The sequence below is a fragment of the Flavobacterium sp. ST-158 genome (assembly GCF_058309975.1).
Genome location: NZ_JBZEEN010000007.1, coordinates 214,411 through 238,108, shown reverse-complemented (window position 1 = coordinate 238,108; position 23,698 = coordinate 214,411). Strand labels below are relative to the sequence as shown.

General features: G+C 32.4%; 21 protein-coding genes. 6 read left to right on the top strand and 15 right to left on the bottom strand.

Going from position 1 to position 23,698, the window contains the following annotated elements; all coding sequences use genetic code 11:
• Window positions 1–56: 56 nt before the first annotated feature.
• The 4 genes from AC4FRF_RS12380 (at window position 57) to rluF (ending at window position 3,740) form a co-directional block, all read left to right on the top strand.
• Window positions 57–1,151 carry a Nif3-like dinuclear metal center hexameric protein gene (locus tag AC4FRF_RS12380; protein WP_491159865.1) on the top strand — a complete coding sequence of 365 codons (1,095 nt, stop codon included), beginning with the start codon at window positions 57–59 and terminating at the stop codon, window positions 1,149–1,151.
• A 3-nt stretch (window positions 1,152–1,154) separates the two neighbouring features.
• Window positions 1,155–1,934, top strand: coding sequence for a zinc ribbon domain-containing protein (locus tag AC4FRF_RS12375; RefSeq protein ID WP_491159864.1), 780 nt, complete (start codon window positions 1,155–1,157; stop codon window positions 1,932–1,934).
• 40 nt (window positions 1,935–1,974) lie between these two features.
• Window positions 1,975–2,865 carry an alpha/beta hydrolase gene (locus AC4FRF_RS12370; RefSeq protein WP_491159863.1) on the top strand — a complete coding sequence of 297 codons (891 nt, stop codon included), beginning with the start codon at window positions 1,975–1,977 and terminating at the stop codon, window positions 2,863–2,865.
• Window positions 2,866–2,927: 62 nt separating this feature from the next.
• On the top strand, window positions 2,928–3,740 hold the full coding sequence (rluF, locus tag AC4FRF_RS12365; protein ID WP_491159862.1) for a 23S rRNA pseudouridine(2604) synthase RluF: 813 nt from the start codon (window positions 2,928–2,930) through the stop codon (window positions 3,738–3,740).
• On the opposite strand, the gene AC4FRF_RS12360 is transcribed toward rluF, so the two are convergent.
• The 8 genes from AC4FRF_RS12360 to AC4FRF_RS12325 form a co-directional block, all read right to left on the bottom strand.
• The gene (locus AC4FRF_RS12360; protein ID WP_491159861.1) at window positions 3,737–5,080 is read right to left on the bottom strand and encodes a TlpA family protein disulfide reductase; all 1,344 of its coding nucleotides are present in this window, start codon (window positions 5,078–5,080) and stop codon (window positions 3,737–3,739) included. The two genes, rluF and AC4FRF_RS12360, sit on opposite strands and share 4 nt — an antisense overlap.
• 162 nt (window positions 5,081–5,242) lie before the next feature.
• Window positions 5,243–6,619: a DUF4153 domain-containing protein gene (locus tag AC4FRF_RS12355; RefSeq protein ID WP_491159860.1), complete on the bottom strand. Its 1,377-nt coding sequence runs from the start codon at window positions 6,617–6,619 to the stop codon at window positions 5,243–5,245.
• Between the two features lie 56 nt (window positions 6,620–6,675).
• Window positions 6,676–6,966, bottom strand: a complete 291-nt coding sequence (locus tag AC4FRF_RS12350; RefSeq protein WP_491159859.1) for a winged helix-turn-helix domain-containing protein — start codon at window positions 6,964–6,966, stop codon at window positions 6,676–6,678.
• Between the two features lie 8 nt (window positions 6,967–6,974).
• Window positions 6,975–7,589 carry a hypothetical protein gene (locus AC4FRF_RS12345; protein WP_491159858.1) on the bottom strand — a complete coding sequence of 205 codons (615 nt, stop codon included), beginning with the start codon at window positions 7,587–7,589 and terminating at the stop codon, window positions 6,975–6,977.
• A 184-nt stretch (window positions 7,590–7,773) separates the two neighbouring features.
• Window positions 7,774–8,439 carry a hypothetical protein gene (locus tag AC4FRF_RS12340; protein ID WP_491159857.1) on the bottom strand — a complete coding sequence of 222 codons (666 nt, stop codon included), beginning with the start codon at window positions 8,437–8,439 and terminating at the stop codon, window positions 7,774–7,776.
• On the bottom strand, window positions 8,426–8,803 hold the full coding sequence (locus AC4FRF_RS12335) for a GntR family transcriptional regulator (RefSeq protein WP_491159856.1): 378 nt from the start codon (window positions 8,801–8,803) through the stop codon (window positions 8,426–8,428). Before AC4FRF_RS12335 ends, AC4FRF_RS12340 begins: the two co-directional genes overlap by 14 nt.
• 1 nt (window position 8,804) lies before the next feature.
• Entirely contained in the window at window positions 8,805–9,635 is an 831-nt protein-coding gene (locus AC4FRF_RS12330) for a hypothetical protein (RefSeq protein WP_491159855.1), read from the bottom strand.
• On the bottom strand, window positions 9,622–10,461 hold the full coding sequence (locus AC4FRF_RS12325; protein WP_491159854.1) for an ABC transporter ATP-binding protein: 840 nt from the start codon (window positions 10,459–10,461) through the stop codon (window positions 9,622–9,624). Before AC4FRF_RS12325 ends, AC4FRF_RS12330 begins: the two co-directional genes overlap by 14 nt.
• A gap of 281 nt (window positions 10,462–10,742) precedes the next feature.
• Between AC4FRF_RS12325 and AC4FRF_RS12320 the strand changes: the two genes are divergently transcribed.
• Window positions 10,743–12,980, top strand: a complete 2,238-nt coding sequence (locus AC4FRF_RS12320) for a response regulator (RefSeq protein ID WP_491159853.1) — start codon at window positions 10,743–10,745, stop codon at window positions 12,978–12,980.
• Window positions 12,981–13,036: 56 nt separating this feature from the next.
• On the opposite strand, the gene AC4FRF_RS12315 is transcribed toward AC4FRF_RS12320, so the two are convergent.
• The 4 genes from AC4FRF_RS12315 to AC4FRF_RS12300 all read right to left on the bottom strand — a co-directional run bounded on the left by AC4FRF_RS12315 (window position 13,037) and on the right by AC4FRF_RS12300 (window position 18,258).
• Window positions 13,037–13,918 (bottom strand): bifunctional 5,10-methylenetetrahydrofolate dehydrogenase/5,10-methenyltetrahydrofolate cyclohydrolase, encoded by an 882-nt coding sequence (locus tag AC4FRF_RS12315; protein ID WP_491159852.1) that lies wholly within the window; start codon window positions 13,916–13,918, stop codon window positions 13,037–13,039.
• A gap of 79 nt (window positions 13,919–13,997) precedes the next feature.
• Entirely contained in the window at window positions 13,998–15,356 is a 1,359-nt protein-coding gene (ffh, locus tag AC4FRF_RS12310) for a signal recognition particle protein (protein WP_491159851.1), read from the bottom strand.
• A 212-nt stretch (window positions 15,357–15,568) separates the two neighbouring features.
• Window positions 15,569–16,171 carry an HmuY family protein gene (locus tag AC4FRF_RS12305; RefSeq protein ID WP_491159850.1) on the bottom strand — a complete coding sequence of 201 codons (603 nt, stop codon included), beginning with the start codon at window positions 16,169–16,171 and terminating at the stop codon, window positions 15,569–15,571.
• A gap of 26 nt (window positions 16,172–16,197) precedes the next feature.
• Window positions 16,198–18,258, bottom strand: coding sequence for a TonB-dependent receptor plug domain-containing protein (locus tag AC4FRF_RS12300; protein ID WP_491159849.1), 2,061 nt, complete (start codon window positions 18,256–18,258; stop codon window positions 16,198–16,200).
• A 106-nt stretch (window positions 18,259–18,364) separates the two neighbouring features.
• Here AC4FRF_RS12300 and AC4FRF_RS12295 point away from each other — a divergent pair, with 106 nt between their 5' ends.
• Window positions 18,365–19,276, top strand: coding sequence for a DUF6607 family protein (locus AC4FRF_RS12295; protein ID WP_491159848.1), 912 nt, complete (start codon window positions 18,365–18,367; stop codon window positions 19,274–19,276).
• Window positions 19,277–19,465: 189 nt separating this feature from the next.
• Here AC4FRF_RS12295 and argS read toward each other — a convergent pair whose 3' ends face one another.
• The 3 genes from argS to AC4FRF_RS12280 all read right to left on the bottom strand — a co-directional run bounded on the left by argS (window position 19,466) and on the right by AC4FRF_RS12280 (window position 23,502).
• Window positions 19,466–21,244: an arginine--tRNA ligase gene (argS, locus tag AC4FRF_RS12290; RefSeq protein WP_491159847.1), complete on the bottom strand. Its 1,779-nt coding sequence runs from the start codon at window positions 21,242–21,244 to the stop codon at window positions 19,466–19,468.
• Window positions 21,245–21,376: 132 nt separating this feature from the next.
• Window positions 21,377–22,384: a 3-oxoacyl-ACP synthase III family protein gene (locus tag AC4FRF_RS12285; RefSeq protein WP_491159846.1), complete on the bottom strand. Its 1,008-nt coding sequence runs from the start codon at window positions 22,382–22,384 to the stop codon at window positions 21,377–21,379.
• A 170-nt stretch (window positions 22,385–22,554) separates the two neighbouring features.
• Window positions 22,555–23,502 carry an ABC transporter ATP-binding protein gene (locus AC4FRF_RS12280; RefSeq protein WP_491159845.1) on the bottom strand — a complete coding sequence of 316 codons (948 nt, stop codon included), beginning with the start codon at window positions 23,500–23,502 and terminating at the stop codon, window positions 22,555–22,557.
• Between the last annotated feature and the right edge of the window lie 196 nt (window positions 23,503–23,698).

Genomic DNA, 23,698 nt, shown 5'->3' with positions numbered 1-23,698 from the left:
TTATTTTAAAGTTGATTTGTTTATTCGTTAATTTGTTTATCCGAAAATATCTAAAAATGACAATCAAAGAAATAATTTCCGTTCTAGAAGAAATGGCGCCATTAGCCTATGCCGAAGATTTTGACAATGTAGGCTTACTTGTAGGCGATGCTAAAACTAAAGCAACTGGAGTTTTAGTTTGCCATGATGCGCTGGAAAATGTTATAGACGAAGCGATTGCTAAGCAATGTAATTTGGTGGTTTGCTTCCATCCCATTTTATTCTCGGGTCTAAAGAAAATAACCGGCAAAAATTATGTAGAACGTGCCATTATCAAAGCTATCAAAAACGATATTGCCATTTATGCCGTTCATACTGCTTTAGACAATCATCAATATGGAGTGAATAAAATTTTCTGTAATGCCTTAGGTTTAACCAACACTAAAATATTAATTCCGAAGCCCAATTTTATTCGAAAATTAATCACTTATACCATTCTTGAAAATGCCGAAAAATTGCGTAATGCTTTATTTGATGCTGGAGCAGGAAAAATAGGAAATTATGAAGATTGTAGTTTTAATTCTAAAGGAATTGGAACCTATATGGGCAATGAAAATAGCAATCCCGAAATAGGAGAGCGTTTTGAATTTGTAGAAAGTGAGGAAATAAAAATTGAAGTTACTTTTGAGAAACATTTAGAATCTAAGATTTTAAAAGCACTTTTTAAAAACCATGTGTACGAAGAAGTCGCTTATGAAATTTATGATTTGCAAAATGCACATCAAAATATTGGTTTGGGAATGATAGGCGAGTTAGAAAATCCGATACCTGAAAAAGATTTTTTACTGCTAGTAAAAGACAAAATGCAAGCTGATGGGATTCGTCATTCGAGCTTTTTAGGAAAACCGATAAAAAAAGTGGCTGTGTTAGGAGGTTCTGGAAGTTTTGCTATAAAAAATGCGATTCAGGCGGGTGCCGATGCTTTTTTAACTGCTGATTTGAAGTATCACCAATTTTATGAGGCCGAAAATCAGTTAATTTTGGCCGATATTGGACATTTTGAATCAGAACGCTATACAAAAAATTATATTGTTGATTTTCTTAGAAAAAAAATCCTTAATTTTGCAATCATTTTATCTGAAGAAAATACAAATCCAGTTAAGTACTTATAGAATATGACTAATACGAAAGAATTAAGTGTTGAGGACAAGTTAAGAGCCATCTACGATTTACAATTGATTGACTCTAGAATTGACGAAATTAGAAATGTAAGAGGGGAACTTCCTCTTGAAGTGGAAGATTTAGAAGATGAAGTTGCCGGGTTAAGCACGCGTTCTGAAAAATTGAAAAGTGAGCTTGAAGTAATCGAAGAGCAAATTAAAGCTAAAAAGAATAGTATTGACGAGCACAAAGAGGCTATCAAAAAATATACTAAACAACAAGAAACTGTTCGTAACAACCGCGAATTCAACTCTTTAACTAAAGAAGTAGAATTCCAAGAGCTTGAAATTCAATTGGCTGAAAAGCAAATGAAAGAAATGAAAGCTTCTATCGAACACAAAAAAGAGATTATTGCTCAATCTAAAGAAAAATTAGAATTGAAATCGAATCACTTAAAACACAAAAAATTAGAGTTAGATGATATCATGGCAGAAACTGCTAAAGAAGAAGAATTCTTAACTCAAAAATCTATCGAATTCCAAGAGCAAATCGAAGAAAGATTGTTAGCAGCTTACAAAAGAATTCGCTCTAGTGTACGTAACGGATTAGCAGTAGTTTCTATTGAAAGAGGTGCGTCTGCAGGTTCATTCTTCACCATTCCACCGCAAACACAAGTTGAAATTGCTTCCAGAAAAAAAATCATCATTGATGAGCATTCCGGAAGAATTTTAGTTGACAGTAGTTTAGCTGAAGAAGAAAAAGAAAAAATGGAAAACTTATTCGCAAGTATTTAATTATATTTAAGTCCCGATTCATCATCGGGACTTTTTTATTATGAAGAAAGCACTCTATTTTATTTTTACAAAATCGATTGGTTTATACATTAACCTCTTGAGTTTTATTTTTCCCGAAAAAGCTATCCAAATGGCGCATGGTTATTTTAGCATGCCCAGAAAGGGGAAATTCAACAAAAACAAACTTCCTAAATTTTTAGAAGAAGCTCAACTCGAGACGATTTCACACAATGACGAATCGATTCAAACTTATATCTGGAAAGGAAACGAAACCACCATTTTACTCGTTCATGGCTGGGAAAGCAATTCTTCCAGATGGAAAAAAATCCTACCTTACTTAAAAAAATCCGGCAGTACTATAATTGCCATTGATGGTCCCGCACAAGGATTATCTAGCGGAACAGAATTTACGGTTATTAAATATGCCGAATTTATTGATATTGCATCCAAGAAATACCAACCTAACTACATCATCGGACATTCCTTAGGAGGAAAAACCAGTTTGTATTACCAATACAAATATCAAAATCCGAGTATCCAAAAGATGGTTATTTTAGGAGCACCTAGTGATTTCAACATTATATTTAATAATTTCATTAGACTACTAAGCTTAAACGATAAAGTCGTAAAAGCTCTGGAAAATAAATACGCTTCTATCTTAGAGCAAAGCCTCCATCTTTTTAGTGCTCAGGAATTTGCTTCAAAAATAAATGTAAAAGGCTTTCTTGCTCACGATACTGAAGATATTATTGTATTATTTAAGGAAGGAAAAAAAATTGCTCAATCCTGGAAAAATGTCCAATTTGTTGAAACAAAAGGCTTAGGTCATAAACTTCATGATGAAGAATTATACCAAAAAGTGTATCAGTTCTTATTTGAACAAATTTTCAATGACAATGACAATGACAATCGCAATAATCAATTGCAATAGCAATCTAAATGTATTGTTATTGAAATTGATTTTTTGACATTGAAATTGTTTATTTTTGCAACATGGAAGAAAATCTAAAACGTCTTAATAAATTCATTGCCGAAACGGGTTTTTGTTCCCGTCGTGAAGCGGACAAATTCATTGAAGAAGGTCGTGTTACCATAAATGGTGTGGTCCCCGAATTAGGAACTAAAGTCGCTCCTACTGACGAAGTGCGAATCGATGGTAAACTCATTCATGAGAAAAATGAAAAACCAATTTATCTCGCTTTCAACAAACCTGTGGGAATTGAATGTACTACAAACCTAGAGGTTCGCAACAACATTGTAGATTACATCAATTATCCGAAACGTATTTTCCCTATCGGTCGATTAGACAAAGCTTCAGAGGGTTTGATTTTCATGACTAATGATGGAGATATTGTCAACAAAATTTTGCGTGCCCGAAACAACCACGAAAAAGAATATACAGTTACAGTTAACAAACCTATCACAGAACGTTTTATCCAACGCATGGGGAATGGTGTTCCTATTCTGGATACTGTAACCCGTAAATGCAAGGTAGAACAAATTAGCAAAAACACCTTCAAAATCATTCTCACACAGGGCTTAAACCGACAAATTAGAAGGATGTGTGAATATTTAGGCTATGAAGTTACAGCGCTGAAACGTATTCGTATCATCAATATTTCACTGGATGTACCTGTAGGACGTTACCGTGATTTAACCGATGCCGAAATTAAAGAACTCAATGAGTTGATTGCACCATCCAGTAAAACAGAAGAAGCCAGTTTACCAAAAACGGAAGCACCAAAACGCCGAACGGAATTCATCAAAAAGGACGATCCGAGGTTTAGAAATAGAAAGAGGGATTAATTTAATAATCCCTCTAATAATTTATCTAATTCTTGAGCGCTTGGGTTTACGGCCACTATCACTCCTTTAGAATTAACAAGAAAGGTAGAGCCTCCTGAATTAGAAATATTGTATTTGTCCCAGATTCTATTTGCATTTTCTAGTTCAATAAGGTTCAACCAAGGGTATTTATCTTTTTCCATTGCCTTCTTAAAAGCATTGGTGTTTTTATATTCGTTGGCAACCCCTAAAATCACAAAACCTTTGTCTTTGTATTTTTCATAAATAGGAATATAACTTTTACTAGTAACGCGGCAAGGACCACACCAGGAAGCCCACATATCTAACAAAGCTACTTTTCCTGCAACAATATCCGAAGCGACTATCATCTTTCCATCTATATTAGGTGCTGAAAAATCAACAAACATGCCCCCTACTTTTGCAGTTTTAATACCTTCAAAAATATCAGCAATCTGCTTTGTGTATGGATGGAGCGGATATTTTTTAGCATAAACAGAAACCAATTGATTAATATGATTAATATCAATATTTTTTTTATTCTGTTTGTACCATCGAATTTCTTCTAATAATATCGAATACGAAACAATATTTATGTTTTTTGCAATATATTTTGCTTCCCAATCATACATTAATTTCTGAATAGAATCCATTTTATTATTTAAAAACAAAGCTCTGGAAGTATAGGCTTTTCCATTTTCCATTAATTCATCACGTTCCTTATATAATTTATTCAATTCTTCATCCTTAGCACCTCCTTTGGCTTTAATTTTTTCCATTACTCTATTATAAACTTCGCTAAAATAACTTCCTGAATTCCACAAAGAATCAATTTCCTCGCTAAAATCTTTTTGTTTCGGCTCAAAAATTTTCTTTTTCTCCACTTCATAAGCAATCATTTTATCGGTTAATTTTCCCCCTGAAATGGTATTATTATCAAATGCATCTCCTGTATATAAATTAAAATCAAGCACCGCATTTTCTGCAAAAAAAGAAATAGAACGGAACGCCCCTTTTTCTAATTCTTCTCCAAGTATCAAAGTATATTTTTCAGCAAATGGAGTATGTAAATCATATTCAAAATATCCATTCACAATCGGAATTTTAATTCCACTCATAAAAGGATTATCTCTATCAGTGACCAACTTTAAGTAGTTAGATTTCCCCGCATTTAGTTTTCCTCTTAATTTACAATTGACATCCTCAGTTGTATTAAATTTCGAAGATTTAAATGCAGAATCATAAACAACAGTTTTAGAATTTGAATCCAAATTGACTTTTGTCGTTTGAGAAATACCTATACTAGTTACAAAAAGCAAAACGAGAAGATAACTTTTTTTCATTTTTTGAAAAATTAATTGATTTGCAATATACAAAGATTTATCTTACACAACATACAATATTAACAACTAATCTAGATTCTTGTTCAATATCTCTTTAACAACCCGACTAAGTTGCCTTGCTCAAAAAGATACAATTACAAATATTTTATCAATAATATATTTCTACTCTCTAACCGTTACGAATTCATAATAAAGCGCTTTGGACAAAAATGAAGTTTTCTTATTTTTATTTAAATCATAATCTCCCCATACGTTTTCAATATTATGTTCTTTATAATAATCATTACGTAAATCATGATTATAATCCAAACTATATAAAAATTTAGCATCTACTCCTTTATTGGCTGCGATATTATATTTGGTTATCAAATTTCCCCAATTGACAAAACTGCATATTAAAATTGTCCCATAAAAATACCAAAACATTTGGTTGAATAGAAAGGCGTTTGTTTTTTGCTTTGCTATTTTCACAAAAGAAATCACCAAGCCAATTATTGCTAAAATTAAGAAAGCATATACACCAAGTCGTTTGTAAGTCAAGCCGTAAAAAGAAACATATTCTGAGTTTTTAACCATTGTGCTAAGAATCAAAACTCCATTTAAGACAAGCCAAACTTTCGCCATTTTTTTAAGTGAATTTGCTTTTTTATCAAAATTAAAGCCTCGTTTAAAATAAAATAAAATAACACCAACAGCCATGACAATGGAAAAAATAACTGCATTCACTCTTTCGTGCGTATCCGAACTTAAATTTGATTTTTTAACTGCTTCAAAAAACTGCTCATAATTATACGTTGCAATAAAAATTAACAGCAATACATTTAAAAGAAACAAAGTGATGACACCACTTTTTCTTTCGAAATCAATATCCAAAAAAGAGAAGGTATTCTCGTTTTGGGATTTAACTTCATCCTTAAAATCATTATCTAAAAGTTGATTTTTTTCATAACAAACTTCCGGAACCCAATAATTCCAAAAAGTAAATGAAATATAAAATCCTAAACTTACAATAAGGATCAAATACCAAAAATCAATATCTAAATAATAATCCGTAAATAGAGAAGAAAAATGATCACTTCCAAAAGAGTAAACCGCGAAAAACAATCCCAAAAATACTGTTGGAATAACAAAATAAGCAATTAGTTTTTTAGCAAAACCATTATTTACCTGGCGCTTTGGGATGTACCGGCTAAACATAAAGACTCGACCTAATGTTGTGATTCCATTTAAAAAAATAAGAGGAATCACTTGCACTACTTTCAGATTTGATTCTTGCGTCTTAAACTGTAAAAAAATAATGGATAAACTCAATGCTAAAAAAGAAACAAAATCACCATACCAGGCAAAAGCCAAGCAAGACAATACTGAAGTTGTAACTAATACTAAATGGGTTCTGGTTTTGAGTTTTTCCTGAAAGAAATAACAAATAAAGGCTATTAGTGCCAGTCCAAAAATGGCTAAGTTCAGCCCTACACTCTCATTGTAAAAAAGAAGAGTAAAAATGAAACTACTCACGACGATAAAATGGATTTTTTTCATAATTTAAAATTTAAAAGTACTTTGTATTTCAAAGTTATTGATTAAAAAAAAGGATATTAAGACTTAAATAATTTTTCCAAGGCATTAAGATGAGCGCTAAATGCTACTCTTCCTAGATTAGTGACACGATACGATGTTTTGGGCTTTTTACCCACAAATTCTTTCTTCACTTCTATGTATTGCGCTTTCTCAAGAGCAGCAGAATGACTGGCTAAATTACCATCAGTAATATTCAATAAAGATTTCATTTCGCTAAAATCAATCCAATCATTCACCATCAGAATAGACATAATACCCAATCTAACTCGGCTTTCAAATTCCTTATTTAATTTATCAATAATTCCCATTATCAGGCTTATTTATATTTTTTGAATACGATTAATCCATATAAAATATGTAAAACTCCAAATCCAATTATCCAAAAAATCAAACCATAACCTAGATAAAAAAGTGAAATACAACCTAAAAGCATTTCACAAAATCCTAAATATTTAATATCCGAAAAAGTATATTTCTCAGCATTCACCAATGCTAAACCATAAAATAATAAAGTTGTAGGTGCAATTAACACTGCTATTTGATGGTACAAAAGAGCTAAACAAAAAACTCCTCCCGCTAAAAGCGGAATAGCCAAATTAATCAACATCTTCTTAGTAGAAGAAGTCCAGATGGGTAAATCATTTTTTCTACTTTTTCTAACCGTAAACACAATCCCGAAAATAAATGCAGAGACAAAAATAACAACACCAATAGTTATTAACTCATAAATCAAACTTAATGAAAACTCTTTGCTGGTCGCTTCAAAATAATTAATTCCATTTTGTTCTAACAATTGGTACACATACAATCCTCCTATCAAGGCTGAAAGACCTGCAAATACTCCTGAGAGCCCACTTAAAGAAATAAATCGTGAAGAACGCTCCATCATAGAGCGAATATGTGATAAGTCTTCCTGATGTTTTTGATTCATAATTAAAGTACTTTGAATTGCAAAGTTATATTTTATTTTGAAATAATAATACAGATATTGACTTTATTTAAAAAAAATCCGATAAAGAAAATATTTATTTCTTTATCGGAATCAAATTTAATGTAAAAAATACCTTTTGTAAGTTTAATTTAATTTTTAATTACATAGTATAAATAGAAAATTTTTATCTTATATAGGTTCGACTTGATTTATCTACCTCAAGACTTACTTTTCCTTCTATTGATCCTTGAAATTCTGAATCATTGATTAAACTTCCTGACAACTTTTTAGTTGCTTTTTTAGAATTCATATAAAGTGTTGTTTTATCAAATTGCAGATTTATTTTTTCAATATAATCTCCGTTAAGATGCACATAAGAATTTTTAGAAATAATATTTAGATAAGTAGGTTTATTAAAATCCCAATAGCATGAGGATTTGTTAAGATTCACATACAAGCTATCCACCTGATAATTTCTCAAATTAACATTGTTTTTTTCTTTTGCAATAATAGACTGAACATTTTTGCAATAGATTTCGGGAACAATAAACCATTCGCCATCTTTTCTTGATTTAACTGCAGAAACAAACAACGTATCATTTCTAACTTCATAAGGAGCAAAATCAGGAACCACATCTTTTTTATAACTCTGAGAAACACTAAATTCTCTACCATTCTTTAAAACTAAATAAGCACCTGGTTCAGCAACTACAACCGAAAAAGGAGCTGTCTTATTTGCTGAAACAGAAAATTTTTCCTCAACATAATATTTTGAACCAATACATGCTAAGGTTATTCCCCCAAACAGAAAAATTAAAAAAGAAATAAATAGGATGTTACTTGTTTTCATAGTCGTTATTTTTAATTGCGGATAATAATTCGTTTAAGTCGGTACTGTTCAATTGGAGTAATTTTACTTTAAGTAAGAAATCAGGTAAATCCTGACTGAAAAAATTTTCTTTTTCAGTTTGCTTAATGAGTTCCAGCGCCTTTTCGGAAACAAAAAAACCGATTCCTCGTTTGTTGTCAAAAATCCCAGCTTCTTGCAAATTGGCATAGGCTCGCATCACCGTGTTATGATTCACCTCAAATTCGGCAGCCAAATCCCGTACTGAAGCTACCCGATCTCCCGATTTCAATTGCCCTTCTAAAATTTGTTGACAGAGATTATCTACTATTTGTAGATAAATCCCTTTGGTTGATTTAAAATCCATATTAAGCCTCCTTTTCTTTTAATTTGAAATAGGCAATAGGCAAAAAGAATACCCAAGAAAGTAACGATAACAACAAAATAAAAAATTCCATGCCATGCATTCCAAAAACGAAAAAATTTTTAAATTTAACTTCAAAACCATGGGTTTCCTGAGCGTAAAAAATATGTGAAAGCAAAATCATAAATAAAGCAAATATCCCAAATACAATTCCAGAAACAACTACTGTTTTTATTAAAGCATAGCGCTTAAAGTATGTTGTTCCAGAAAAAAGATAGCACCCATAAGAGAAAAAGCCAAAAACCATAATTAGTATCTCCGGTATACTCCACAAATGATCAACTCCTCTAGTCACTAAAAGACGAAATTCAAAATAAGGAACCAAAGCCGGGTCAAAAAATTGATTTCCATACAGCATTTCTGGAACTAAAGAAGCTTTGGCCAAACGAATGGTAATCCAAAATATTACCAATGCAATAGGAATAAATACCCCTATCCTTAATAAAAATTGAGCCAAAAATTTTTCAAAAGTAGAAGCTGGAGAAAGTAAATAATTTGCTGTTTTAATTTTATCGCTCAATTCAGGAAAAGCAGTTCCAACAACAACTCCAACTCCCATCATATAAAACAGAAAACAAACCATATAATAAACATTAATTTGTTCTTGAAATCGAACAAGAGTTGTTTTATTTGTACTAAGAAACCAATATGATAATAAATAAGTTATCAATCCTAATACTAAAATACCCAACAGATATTTAGTTCTATTAATTAACAAATCCTGTTTCAACAAAAGACTAAATCTTTTGATATTAAAATAATTATTTAACGACATGGCTTTCTGGTTTTAAGGTTACTTTATTAATGATAGCGTTAAAAAGGAGTTCTATGTCTATTTCGGTTTCTTCAAGTTGGTTGGATTCCGTTATAATACGATGACCGCCCAAACATTTCTCTTGATACATTGGGTTTTCCAAACCTGACAAAGTAGTTACCGTTTTGAATTGTAATCTTTGACTAATTTCAAAAATCGATTCGTTATAGACTATTTTCCCTTCATCCAAAACTACAATCGTATCAATTATAGTTTCGATATCTTTTACCTGATGGGTCGAAATCAAGACCAATTGGTCCTCGGAAACCGAACTCACTAAAATTTTTCGAAACAAACTTTTAGACGGAATATCCAAACCATTAGTAGGTTCGTCTAAAACTAACACGCTGCAATTAGTAGATAAAGCAAAAGCAATTAAGAATTTCTTGCGTTGTCCGTGCGAAAGTCCGTTTAGGGATTTTTTAGCATCCAATTCGAATTCCTGTAAAATACGGTTCATTTTTTCGTAATCGAATTTGGGATACAAAGGAGCAGTTGCCTTGATATACAAACCAATAGTTATTGTAGGAAATGAAAACTCCTCAGAAACCATATAAATGTCTGCCAAAAAATCAGGCAAACGATCAAAGGGTTTACAAGCATTAATTGCAAGTTCTCCCACTTGCGGTTTAAGTAAACCCGAAATCAGTTTGAGCAATGTCGATTTACCGGCTCCATTTTTACCCAACAAACCGACAATACTTCCTTTTTCCTGCTCGAAAGATAAATCAGTAAACAAAGCGTCCTGCTTTTTATACTGAAAAGTTAAATGTTGAATTCTTATCATAATATATTTTATTAGTGCACTAGTTTAGTAGTACGCAAAGAAAAGAAAGTTTTTCGAATAAACAAGCTATTAAACCAAATTAAATCCTACAAAAAAATAGAAAAAATAAAAAATCGAGTATTTATAAGGGATAGATGGATAAAAAAACTTTTTAATAAATTAAACATTTGGATGAAAGCAACTTACAAAGGGAAACAATTAATTAACCTTTTCTTTGAACTGACTTAATCTTACTTAAAAAGCAAGACTCTAATTTTACTAGTATTACTAATACATTACAATTGAAATTTTCTGTCCCAAACGTTCGTGATTTTAGAGTTCAAATATTTTTATCATTTACCGTAATGATACTTTTAATTCTAATTTGGTTCTTAACATACCTCTACATCGATCGAAAAGTTGATAATCTTAACGATTTTAGCTACCAATCGTACCGAGTTTCACAAGATTTTAGCGCTAATACCAAACGATTTCAAACTTTTCTATTGTATGGCTATAAGGAAGAAAACTTCTATATCCATCATAGCCAAGAAGACTTGAAACAATACATTTCTAACTTAAACCAACAAAGAAAAGAGGTCGATTTAATTTATAGGGAATCCAAAAACCTTAATATAAAAATCAATCATCAATTGATGCTAATGCTATTTAATAATATTGATAGTCTAATTACAAATGTCCATCAATACAAAAAACTAGCTTTGATAAGAGGTTTCAAAGATTATGGTATTGAAGGTAAAATGCGCGACAAAGCACATTATTTGGAAGAAAAAGAACTTCTAAATCGCTCCACTATATTACAATTCCGACGTCATGAAAAAGATTATTTGTTGCGTTCGGAAGGCATATATATCCGAAAATTTCAAGATTTGTACAACAAAACCATTGTATCCGAAGAATTAAATGCAGATACCAAACAAAACTTGACAGCTTACAAACAATATTTTGAGCAATTGGTCCAATTAAGCAATCAACTGGGGCACGGGCAGCATCTTGGCTTAAACGGAAAACTGAATCAATTAAATAATCAGATTGAAAAAAGTTTGAACCAAATCATTTCGTACAACGAAAAAAGAATTGCGCATTTAAAAACCAATTTATTCTATTTTCAAATCGCTCAAACGCTATTGATGATAGCCATTGCGTTATTTTTATGTCTTTATATTTCAAAGTATTTTACCAAAGACATTAAACTACTTTCTTTAGATATTTCGAATTTTATTTTTTCAAATTTTAAAAATACAACCTCAAACCTAGCCGATAAATCCTCAATTAAAGAAATAGACTTTTTATTGAATAGTTATAAAATTTTAAAAGAAAAATTAGCCGAGACTATTATTTCACTAGAAAAAAATACGGAAGCAGCTAACAACACCGCTAAATTCAAAACCCAATTTTTGGCTAATATGAGCCACGAAATCCGTTCACCATTAAATGGAGTTATTGGAATGCTAAACATTCTTAAAACAAGTCCTCTTAACGGCGACCAATCCGAATATATCGAAATTGCCGAACACAGTGCCAATCATCTGCTGGGAATTGTAAACATGATTTTAGATCATTCTAAAATGGAAGCTGGAAAAATGAAATTAGAACAGCACCCCATTCATCTGCAAAAAGAATTATCTAAACTCATCCGCTTATTTGAATATCGGGTAAAGGACAAAAATATCTCCCTTCATTTTGATTTTGATAAAACCATAAACGACAACATTTTTGCCGATAATTTAAGATTACAACAGGTTTTAATCAATCTTTTGGACAACGCCATTAAATTTACTGCAGAAGGTGATGTAAAACTGCAAGTTAAATTCATTAAACTGGAAAACAACATTCAACACCTGAATTTCCGGGTAATGGATTCGGGAATTGGAATTGATGTCAACAAAACCGAACAATTACTATTAGCTTTTGAACAAGCCGATTTAACTACCACCCGCAAATACGGCGGAACTGGTTTAGGACTCACCATTTCAAACCAATTAATTCATTTAATGGGAGGTTCAAAATTAAACATTATTGCATTGCAGGAAGGCGGTTCCAGTTTTAGTTTTGATATTCCGTTTGAAGTAAACGCTGAAGCAATACTAATTGAAAATCAAAATAATAATTTTCACCATTCTCATAAAAAATCTATAAAAAAAGTACTTATTGTAGAAGACAATATAATCAATCAAAAAGTTCTTAAGAAACTATTGGATAAAATCAATATTCCTTCTGACATTGCTAATAATGGATTAGAAGCTGTTGTTCTTTTTAAAAAAAATGAGTACGATATTATTTTCATGGATTTACACATGCCTGAAATGGATGGTTTTGAAGCTACACAAAAAATCCATTCATTAGCCAAATACAAGTCCAGAAACATTCCAATTATTGCCGTAACCGCCAGTGCTTTTGACGAAGACAAAACCAAAGCAATTGCAAATGGAATGGATGATTTTATAAGCAAACCCATTGTTTTAAAAAACCTCGAAGAAACGATTGCCAAACAAATGGAAATACATCAAAACGAATAAAAAAAACAAACCCAAGACTTTCATCTTGGGTTTTATATAACAACTCATTTAGAGTATTATTTTCTACTTCTAATTTTTCGTGCCAAAAGTGTATTTTTCAGCAACATAGCTATAGTCATAGGTCCTACTCCACCCGGAACCGGAGTAATGAATGATGATTTTTTACTTACTCCGTCAAAATCAACATCACCTTTAATTACGTATCCTTTAGGGTTTGAAGCATCATCCACACGAGTAATACCCACGTCAATAATAACTACACCGTCTTTTACCATATCAGCTTTTAAGAATTCAGGTACTCCTAAAGCGGTAATAATAATATCAGCATTTTTAGTATATTCTTCTAAATTTTTAGTTCTACTGTGTGTTAAAGTCACAGTTGAATCACCAGGATTTCCTTTGCGGCTCATCAAAATACTCATTGGACGACCAACAATATGACTGCGTCCAATAACAACGGTATGCTTCCCAGAAGTTTCTACTTTGTAACGCTCTAACAATTCCATAATTCCAAAAGGCGTTGCTGGTAAAAATGTTTCCATTTCTAAAGCCATACGTCCAAAGTTTGTTGGATGAAAACCATCTACATCTTTTTCAGGATTAATTGCTAAAAGGATTTTTTCTTCGTCAATATGTTTTGGTAAAGGCAATTGAACGATGTAACCATCCAAATTATCATCTTCATTCAGGTCTTTTATTTTGTTCAACAAAGCCTCTTCTGTAATGTCTTCTGGCAAAGCAACTAAAGTAGAATCGAAACCAATTTGCTCACAAGAGCGCACTTTACTTCCCACATAAGTTAAACTCGCTCCATTGGTACCAACAATAACTGCTGCTAAATGAGGTACTTTTTCGCCATTGGCTTTCATTTTTTGAACTTCAGCTGCGATTTCTTTTTTAATATCTTCCGAAGTTTTTTTTCCGTCTAGTATTTGCATTTTTATTTTGAGTTATGGGTTATCAGTTATAAATTATGAGTTGGATAAAAATTCATAATTCATAACTCTCAATTTATAATTATTTCATTCCTGACATTCCACCTGGCATTCCTTTCATTCCGCCCATCATTTTCATCAAGTTCTTCCCGCCTGGACCTTGCATCATCTTCATCATTTTACTCATTTGGTCAAATTGTTTCATCAACTGATTTACCTGTTCTACTTTCGTTCCGGAACCTTTTGCAATTCTCGCTTTTCTTTTCACATCAATCAAAGCTGGTCTTTTTCTCTCTGATGGCGTCATCGAATAGATAATTGCTTCAATATGTTTGAATGCATCGTCTTCAATTTCTACATCTTTCATGGCTTTTGAAGCACCTGGTATCATTCCTACCAAATCCTTCATATTACCCATTTTCTTTACTTGTTGGATTTGAGAAAGGAAATCATCAAAACCAAATTCATTTTTAGCAATTTTCTTTTGAAGTTTTCTAGCTTCTTCTTCATTAAATTGCTCCTGAGCTCTTTCTACTAAGGAAACAACGTCCCCCATTCCAAGAATACGCTCCGCCATACGATCCGGATAGAAAACATCAATAGCTTCCATCTTTTCACCCGTACCTACAAATTTAATCGGCTTGTTCACCACCGATTTAATAGATAAGGCAGCTCCACCACGGGTATCACCATCTAATTTGGTTAAGATAACTCCATCAAAGTTTAGGATATCGTTGAATGCTTTGGCTGTATTTACAGCATCCTGTCCTGTCATCGAATCGACAACAAATAAGGTTTCCTGTGGTTTGATCGCATTGTGAACACGAGCAATTTCGTCCATCATTTCCTGATCCACTGCTAAACGTCCCGCTGTATCGACAATGACTACATTGAAACCGTTAGCTTTTGCGTGGGCAATGGCATTTTGAGCAATGGCAACAGGATTTTTATTCTCTGGTTCAGAATAAACCTCAACCCCTATTTGGTCTCCCACTACATGCAACTGATTAATTGCCGCAGGACGATAAATATCACAAGCTACAAGAAGTGGTTTTTTATTTTTCTTTGTTTGAAGATAATTAGCCAATTTTCCAGAAAAAGTAGTCTTTCCAGAACCTTGCAATCCAGACATCAAAATCACTGAAGGTGTTCCCTGTAAATTAATTCCAGCAACATCACCTCCCATTAATTCAGTCAACTCATCTTTAACTAACTTCACCAACAATTGACCTGGTTGTAAAGTAGTTAATACGTCCTGACCTATGGCTTTGTCTTTTACTCTAGCCGTAAAATCCTTTGCAATTTTAAAATTCACATCGGCATCTAATAAGGCGCGACGTACTTCTTTTAAGGTGTCAGCAACGTTAACTTCGGTAATTTTACCGTGACCTTTTAATATATGAAAAGCTTTATCTAATTTTTCGCTTAAATTATCAAACATAGTATTGTTGTTTTTTAGGAAGTGCAAATATACTAAGAAGTTACAAAGGTTCAAAGTTGCAAAGTAACAAAGTTCAAAGAAGTTAGTCTTTTATTTCTGCCAACAATAAAACTAAAAAGAGGCTGGAAAAATCCAACCTCTTTAAACAAAAAAAATAAAAAAAACCAAGTAATTAACTTAATGACTTCCGAACATTAATTTAATATTTTGTATTAAAATGTAGTAGTGCTATTAGCCTGATAAGCAAATTTAAACGTATAATATCTGGTAGATGCGGAATCCAAAGGGTCTGGTGTTAGCGGTGCATCTTTATAATAGCTTAAGATTTCAAATTTTGCATATTTACCATCATGCGTTTTTACTACAAATACTTTTCCTGCAATAGGTGAAATAAGATGCGATGAAGAATTATAAGAATACCAGCCATTGCCACTACCAGTAGGAATTGCATAAACTCCCTGAGCATCTTGAGCAAAAGTACTGGCCAAAGGAAAATCTTCCACCTCTGCAAATGTCCCCGAAACAATACTTACTGCTGTATCTCCTGTCCTATCTGGTTCCCCTGTAATACCAATTTCTGTTCCGCCATTGACAAGAATAGTTGTTCCCCTAAAAGCAATATCCCAACTATCATCAGTTACAACTGCATTTTCTGAAAAACTAAACTTGGTAAAATCAGAACTACTTGTTGCATCAAGATTAGAAACGGTTTGAGTTTCAACTTCTGGAATTGCATCATCTTTATCATCATTACTGCAAGAAGCTATAAAAAGAACGAATGCTAAAAGTGAAAATCTTAAAAAATTTGTTTTCATTGTAAAAGTGTTTATAAAATTATTAATTAAAAATTGATTTGAATTCGTGTATAAATTTGCCTTCCAGAAAGATTATTAATCTGAACTGGATTTGTATAATCCAATAAATTATTAGCTCCCGCCTGAAACATTAATTTGTCTGTTACTCGTTTAGAAATGGATAAATTTGTCAGCACATACCCTTTAATAAATTTATCGTACTGATCTAAAATCTGATTTCCATCACTATCAAACATTCCGTATTTACTTCTGTAAAAAATACGCAAATTGATATCGGTTTTAATTTTTGGAATACTGTATAAAAACTTGAAATTTGCAGTATGTTTCGATCGATTAAACAACCCGAAGTAATCTGATTTATTTATTTTAATAGTTCCCGAACCTGCAGGTCGGATAAACTGATATTCTTCAAAATCATCAACCACCGATTTATCTTTAGCAATCAAATATTGATAGCCCACTGACATTGTAAATGCTTTGTTAAAAGTATAGGTTGCATTACTCTCCAATCCATAGGTGAAAATTTTGTTATAATTAAAATAACTAAAAACATTTTGCCCATTTGTTTTTTGTGCTACTGCACGGGTATCAATCAAATTAGAAATCGAATTGTAAAAAGCATTTATGTCTACTTTTACTTTGTTCTTTTTAAAAAAAGTCCCAAAATTGAAATTAACTGAACTTTCTGCTTTTAAAGAATTCTCAAAATTTCCTGTAACTGTTCCTTCATTAAGCTGACCTTGGGCTTCTAATTCCTTTAAACGATCTTCTGCAACATTATATCCTAAAACCGTGTATCCTACTGATGAATTGGTAAAATCAAAATACAACTGACGAAAATCTGGTGCCTTGTAACCATATCCTATCGAAGTTTTCAAAGAAAAACCTTCTGTTATTTTATAATTAGCAGCTAATTTTGGACTGAATTGTGAAGCATAAGCAATATGATTATCGTATCTAAATCCGGCAAGAATATTTAATTTAGTTGTGGGATTATAATCATATTGTGCAAAAACATATTGCGAGTTAAATACAACATTCTTATCAAAATAAGTTCGATCTAAGGATTCATAATTAAATCCAATCCCTGTGGTTAATTTACTGTCTTTAATCGAAAAAGTGGTTCGCAGTTCTGGTCTAAAAAGCCATTGATTATAATACACTTTTTCATAAAGCATCTTATTTTCATCATTTAAAAAAGAATCATTTTTATAATTTGTAGCATACAATTCATATTCAGTATACAATTTAGAATTCCAGTGGTGTTCTATTTTAAACTGTGAATTCCATTCATTTTCAGTGGCATCTCCTTGATACTTTTCAGAATCAATTACTGCTTTATTATTTATCTTCTGATTATAAAAACGATTACTGACAGTCAGTTTTAAATTATCTGAAAAATCATAATAGAATTTAGGTTGAATAGTCGTATTGTGAAATTTCTCAATGGTTTTCAACCAAGTACTTTTATCTAAATCATATCCATCTGATGAATAATAATTAGCAAACAAATTGGTTGCAAATTTTTTCTTTTTCCAAAGTAAATTCACATTGGCATCATTAGTATTAAATGTAGCATAACGATTAGAAATGCTCGCTGTGAACACATCTTTTGTAACTCTTTTTGTGATTACATTGATTACACCACCCATAGCTTCTGAACCATATAAAGCTGATGAAGCTCCTTTTACTATTTCAATCCTATCTATATTCCCTACAGCAATTCTTGATAAATCCAAAACACCTGAACTTCTTCCCACAAGCGGAACACCATCAATTAAAATCGTTGTATAAGCTGCATCTAAACCCTGCATTTGTATTCCTTCAAAACCACTTTCATCTGGAATTAAAATAATTCCTGTTTGCTCATTCAAAATCTCATTTAATTTGCTTACTCCTGTTTTTAAAATAGTTTCAGAGGTTATAAGCGTTATCGGCAATGGCAATGAAGAAAGTATCCTTTGCGTTCTAGTTCCTGTTACTACCACCTCTGCCAACTTTTCTTCAACAGCAATACTGTCTTTCATTTGTCCGAAAGTAATTCCACAAAAAAGCAGGCTCATAAACGGTGTAATTCTTAGATTCATTATTTTTATTTAATCTTAATAATTTTTACAAACATACAATTATTTTTATTTATTCTAAATAAATATTAATATATTTGCTCAGAATTTTAAAACAAAAAATGAAATTATGATTACAAAAAAAACTTATCTAACTGTTATTATGCTTGTTACAAGCACAATTGGATTTTCTCAAGAAAATAAAAAAATACACGATATTGAGTCTATTAAATCCATGTGTGGTTGCTATGAAGTTAAATTTAATTTTACCGAAACTTTTCAATATGTTAATGACTCCGCCAATTACAAGCCTTCGGCTACCAAACACGAAACAGCTTTAGAGTGGATTGCATTATTAGAAGACACTCCAAATAAAATCATGCTACAGCACTTATTGATAGCTGGACCTGATATAATTATTAAACACTGGAGACAAGATTGGTTGTACGAAAACACCAATTTGTATTCTTTCTATAAAGACAACACTTGGAAATACAGCAAACTCAACAAAACTGATGTAAAAGGACAATGGACTCAAAAAGTATATCAGGTTGATGATAGCCCCAGATACGAAGGCTCTGCCAGTTGGGTACATGTGGACGGAAAAGATTACTGGCTAAATACTACTGATGCTCCTTTACCAAGAAGGGAACATACCAAACGCAATGATTACAATGTTTTAAAAAGAAGAAACATCCATGAAATTACTAAAACAGGATGGAATCATGAGCAAGACAACGTCAAAATTATTCGCGACAACAATAGTAAAGATGCAGTATTAGCAGAAGAAAAAGGCTTAGACATTTACACTAAAGTGGATGATTCTAAGTGTCAAGCAGCTCAAAAATGGTGGGAGGAAAACAAAACGCTCTGGAAAAATGTAAGAACCAAATGGGATACGGTTTTTGCTCAAAATAAAGATCTTAGTCTAGAAGAAAAAGTAGATAAAAAAACCTTGTATTCGCATTTGTTTAAATTAAAGCCAGATGCAACAAAAGCAGAAAGTGATGCTATTATTGATAGCTTCATTATCAAAAAATAGTTTTAGTTAGTGTGTTGTGAAAAAGAGTCGGTAATCTAGAATTATCGGCTTTTTTTAAATCTATCTTAATAATTTAAAAAAAGCACGTAGGTTTTGCAAATTTTAGCAGTTTTAAAAAATTTAAAATAAGCCGAATCTGCAAAATCTGCGTGCCATAATTTTGTTTAATCTGGTTAAACAGATTATCTATTACATCCTTTCAGGGACATCAATTCCTAACAATCTAAAAGCATCTGCAATAGTATCTGCAACTCTTTTTGAAAGCTGTACTCTGAATATTTTCACTTCTAAATCAGCTTCACCAAGAATTGGCAGTGCCTGATAGAAGGAATTGTATTCTTTTACCAAATCATAAGTATAATTAGCTATCAAAGCCGGGCTGTGATTTTGAGCAGCATTTTGAATTACCTCTGGAAATAACTCCAATTGTTTTAGCAATTCTTTTTCTTTTTCGTGCAACGTTTCTACTTTAGCCACATTCGAAAAATCAAACTCAGCTTTTCTGATAATAGATTGAATTCTAGCGTAAGTATATTGAATAAATGGCCCTGTATTTCCAGCAAAATCAACCGATTCTTCTGGGTTGAACAAAATGCGTTTCTTAGGATCTACTTTCAAAATATAATATTTCAAAGCTCCCATTCCGATGGTTTTGTATAATTTGGCTTTTTCTTCTTCTGAATAACCTTCCAATTTCCCTAATTCTTCGGAAATTTGCTGAGCCGTATCCTGCATATCCTGCATCAAATCATCAGCATCCACAACAGTTCCTTCACGGGATTTCATTTTACCGGAAGGCAAATCAACCATTCCATACGATAGGTGAAACAAATTATCAGCCCAGTCAAAACCTAATTTTTTAAGGATTAAGAATAACACTTTAAAATGATAATCCTGCTCATTCCCTACCGTGTAAACCATTCCGCCTACATCTGGCATGTCTTTTACACGTTGAATCGCTGTTCCAATATCCTGAGTCATATAAACCGCCGTTCCGTCCGAACGCAATACAATTTTACGATCCAAGCCTTCATCAGTCAAATCAATCCAAACCGAACCATCAGGATCTTTTTCGAAGATTCCTTTTTCTAATCCTATTTGAACCACATCTTTTCCTAACAAATACGTATTGCTTTCGTAGTAATAACTATCAAAATCAACACCCATATTAGTATAAGTTGTAGCAAAACCATCATAAACCCATTGGTTCATGGTTTTCCAAAGTGCTACTACTTCGGCATCACCCGCCTCCCATTTGCGAAGCATATCCTGAGCTTCCAAAATCATAGGAGCTTGTTTTTTAGCTTCTTCTTCCGTCTTCCCTTCAGCCATCAATTGATTGATTTCTTCCTTATATGCCTTATCAAAAGCCACATAAAAGTTACCAACCAATTTATCTCCTTTCAATCCTGTAGATTCAGGAGTTTGGTCTTTACCAAATTTTTGCCAGGCCAACATCGACTTACAAATATGGATTCCACGATCGTTGATAATTTGGGTTTTATATACTTTTTTACCTGAAGCTTTGATGATTTCAGCCACAGAATAACCTAACAAATTATTACGAACATGACCTAAGTGCAAAGGCTTATTCGTATTTGGAGAAGAATATTCTACCATTACCGCTTTGTCAGTTGGATTTGGAGCCACAAAACCATATCGAACATTATCTTTAATTCCGTTGAAAAAATTCAAATAATGAGCATCTGAAATTACAATATTTAAAAATCCAGAAACTACATTAAACTTGGCTACCTCAGCTACATTTTCTACTAAATAATTTCCAATTTTATTTCCTAATTCTACCGGATTGCTTTTTATGATTTTCAACAATGGGAAAATTACCATCGTAATATCTCCTTCAAATTCCTTACGTGTCGCTTGAAATTCGATTTTATCGATGGTTACATCAAATAAATCCTGAATTGCTTTTTGTATTGATGGCGTAAGTGTTTGTGATAATGTCATTTTGTAGTTATTTTTTAATGGCTGCAAATATAGGTATTATAGCGCAATTGGGGAAAAGTGATTTATAAAAAGTAAAAAGTGATTAGTAAGAGCTATTCACTAATCACTTTTTGATTTTTTAAGCGTACAACATTACCACTTAATAATAACACTGGCCCAAGTAAATCCACTGCCAAAAGCAGCTAAAACCACGGTATCTCCTGATTTTATTTTCCCTTTTTCCCAGGCTTCTGTCAAGGCAATAGGCACAGAAGCTGCCGTAGTATTTCCATATTTCTGGATATTATTATACACCTGATCATCTGTTAAGCCAAATTTCTTCTGAATATACTGTGAAATACGCAAATTCGCTTGATGCGGAATCAACATATCGATATCGGACACTTTTAAATTATTAGCTTCCAATGCTTCATTGATGACTTCAGCAAAACGAACGACTGCATTTTTAAATACAAATTGCCCGTTCATGTGTGGAAAATAACTTTCATCGTCCGGGTTATTGTCGGCTAAAATATCGTTCACCCAGCGTCCACCCATTCCGGGAGCGGTTAAAACTAATTCTTCGGCATGAATTCCTTCCGAATGCAAATGGGTAGAAAGAATTCCTTTAGTCAAATCTTCTTCGCGACTTAAAATTGCTGCTCCTGCTCCATCTCCAAAAATTACCGAAACTCCTCGTCCACGGGTCGTCATATCCAATCCTGTCGATTGCACTTCCGAACCTATCACTAAAATATTCTTGTACATTCCTGTTTTAATATACTGGTCAGCAACCGACAAGGCGTATACAAAACCGGAACATTGATTGCGAACATCTAATGCTCCCACCGTCTTTAGTCCTAAATCTCTTTGGACCAAAACACCTGGTCCTGGAAAATAATAATCGGGACTTAAAGTAGCAAAAACAATAAAATCAATATCATCTTTATCAATTCCAGCGCGTTCTATAGCTATTTTGGCTGCTTTTACCCCCATTGTAGTGGTGGTGTCTTTGCCTTTGGTGATATGCCTACGCTCTTGAATTCCGGTTCGCTCCTGAATCCAAGCGTCATTTGTATCTATAATTTTTGACAAATCGTCATTAGTCACCACATTAGAAGGCACATAAAACCCTAATCCTGAAATTTTTGAATGATACATACTGCTGTTATTTGATTAGAAAAATGTAATTTAAAATTACAATAACAAATTACTAATTTTTACACGAAATGCACCAATTTACACGAAATACATTTAGCTTTAATTTCATAAAGCTGCCAAAAGCAGAAAAAATTCGTGTAATTTAATTTACAAGCTTACTAAATTTGTGTCTAACAAATCTTCAAATTTACCTCTTGATTAAAACCTAAAGCCGATTGGTGCTCAAAGAAAATCACTTTTCTATCAAAAACAGCTTTGATAAGATAATATCCACCTTTGAAATAAGATTGTTTAACCAGAACATTCATGATTCCTTTTTCATCCACTTTTAATTGATGCGGATACAATAAAACCAATTCGTCTAAATCTTCATCAACGGTAATAAGTTGGGATAATTTCAATTCGTTTACTTCTCCAAAAAGAGAAGCCACATATTTATTAATAGGATTATTGTACAAATTATAAGAATCGGCTTTATCTACCATTTTTCCGTGTTGCAACACGATAGTTTCATCGGCAAAAGAAAGCGCATCGGTACTATCATGAGTGGCAACAATAACCGTAATTCCTTGTGCTTTTAGGTAAGCAAACAAGTTGCGTCTTAACGCATTTTTTCTAAAATTATCAATATGACTAAACGGTTCGTCCAACAACAAAACTTCGGGTTCTAGGGCTAAAACTCTTGCCAGAGCCACACGTTGTTGTTGACCGCCACTAAGGTATTTTGCCTTTACATCGGCAAATTCAGTCATCTCTACGATTTCTAACAATTCTTGAATACGTGCTTTTTTCTTATCCGGATAAATATTCGACAAATATTTCCCCACATTTTCGGCCACAGTAATATATGGCATCAAGTCAAAATCCTGCGATAAATATTTCATAAAAGGCATACCAGGAACCAAATGAAAATCAGGACCTAAAACTTCTTGATCGTTCCAAAAAATCTGTCCTTGATCTAAATCATACAAACCATAAATCAGTTTGAGCAAGGTACTTTTTCCACAACCGCTTTCACCTATTACAGCTATATTTTGCCCTTTTTCAACTGAGAAATGTATGTTTTGAACCACTGGTTTTTCGGTATAACCAAAGGTGATATTTTGAACTTGAAGCATTTTAAAAGAATGTTATTTTTGAGAGTGCAAAGATAGATTTCTTTGGTATAAAAATTTAAAAGAAAATATAAAAAATGAGTAACCTTTGGATATAAAATTCAACCGAAGATTCGCAAATTATAATTAAAAAAACTGTAAATCTGCGGTAAAAAAAAAAGGTCGTCTCAAAATTCTTGAGACGACCTTACTATTTTAA

Excerpts from the sequence above, each read along its gene's own strand:
- AC4FRF_RS12380 (WP_491159865.1), top strand. The coding sequence starts at position 57 with ATGACAATCAAAGAAATAATTTCCGTTCTAGAAGAAATGGCGCCATTA.
- AC4FRF_RS12375 (WP_491159864.1), top strand. The coding sequence starts at position 1,155 with ATGACTAATACGAAAGAATTAAGTGTTGAGGACAAGTTAAGAGCCATC.
- AC4FRF_RS12370 (WP_491159863.1), top strand. The coding sequence starts at position 1,975 with ATGAAGAAAGCACTCTATTTTATTTTTACAAAATCGATTGGTTTATAC.
- rluF (WP_491159862.1), top strand. The coding sequence starts at position 2,928 with ATGGAAGAAAATCTAAAACGTCTTAATAAATTCATTGCCGAAACGGGT.
- AC4FRF_RS12360 (WP_491159861.1), bottom strand. The coding sequence starts at position 5,080 with ATGAAAAAAAGTTATCTTCTCGTTTTGCTTTTTGTAACTAGTATAGGT.
- AC4FRF_RS12355 (WP_491159860.1), bottom strand. The coding sequence starts at position 6,619 with ATGAAAAAAATCCATTTTATCGTCGTGAGTAGTTTCATTTTTACTCTT.
- AC4FRF_RS12350 (WP_491159859.1), bottom strand. The coding sequence starts at position 6,966 with ATGGGAATTATTGATAAATTAAATAAGGAATTTGAAAGCCGAGTTAGA.
- AC4FRF_RS12345 (WP_491159858.1), bottom strand. The coding sequence starts at position 7,589 with ATGAATCAAAAACATCAGGAAGACTTATCACATATTCGCTCTATGATG.
- AC4FRF_RS12340 (WP_491159857.1), bottom strand. The coding sequence starts at position 8,439 with ATGAAAACAAGTAACATCCTATTTATTTCTTTTTTAATTTTTCTGTTT.
- AC4FRF_RS12335 (WP_491159856.1), bottom strand. The coding sequence starts at position 8,803 with ATGGATTTTAAATCAACCAAAGGGATTTATCTACAAATAGTAGATAAT.
- AC4FRF_RS12330 (WP_491159855.1), bottom strand. The coding sequence starts at position 9,635 with ATGTCGTTAAATAATTATTTTAATATCAAAAGATTTAGTCTTTTGTTG.
- AC4FRF_RS12325 (WP_491159854.1), bottom strand. The coding sequence starts at position 10,461 with ATGATAAGAATTCAACATTTAACTTTTCAGTATAAAAAGCAGGACGCT.
- AC4FRF_RS12315 (WP_491159852.1), bottom strand. The coding sequence starts at position 13,918 with ATGCAAATACTAGACGGAAAAAAAACTTCGGAAGATATTAAAAAAGAA.
- ffh (WP_491159851.1), bottom strand. The coding sequence starts at position 15,356 with ATGTTTGATAATTTAAGCGAAAAATTAGATAAAGCTTTTCATATATTA.
- AC4FRF_RS12305 (WP_491159850.1), bottom strand. The coding sequence starts at position 16,171 with ATGAAAACAAATTTTTTAAGATTTTCACTTTTAGCATTCGTTCTTTTT.
- AC4FRF_RS12300 (WP_491159849.1), bottom strand. The coding sequence starts at position 18,258 with ATGAATCTAAGAATTACACCGTTTATGAGCCTGCTTTTTTGTGGAATT.
- AC4FRF_RS12295 (WP_491159848.1), top strand. The coding sequence starts at position 18,365 with ATGATTACAAAAAAAACTTATCTAACTGTTATTATGCTTGTTACAAGC.
- argS (WP_491159847.1), bottom strand. The coding sequence starts at position 21,244 with ATGACATTATCACAAACACTTACGCCATCAATACAAAAAGCAATTCAG.
- AC4FRF_RS12285 (WP_491159846.1), bottom strand. The coding sequence starts at position 22,384 with ATGTATCATTCAAAAATTTCAGGATTAGGGTTTTATGTGCCTTCTAAT.
- AC4FRF_RS12280 (WP_491159845.1), bottom strand. The coding sequence starts at position 23,502 with ATGCTTCAAGTTCAAAATATCACCTTTGGTTATACCGAAAAACCAGTG.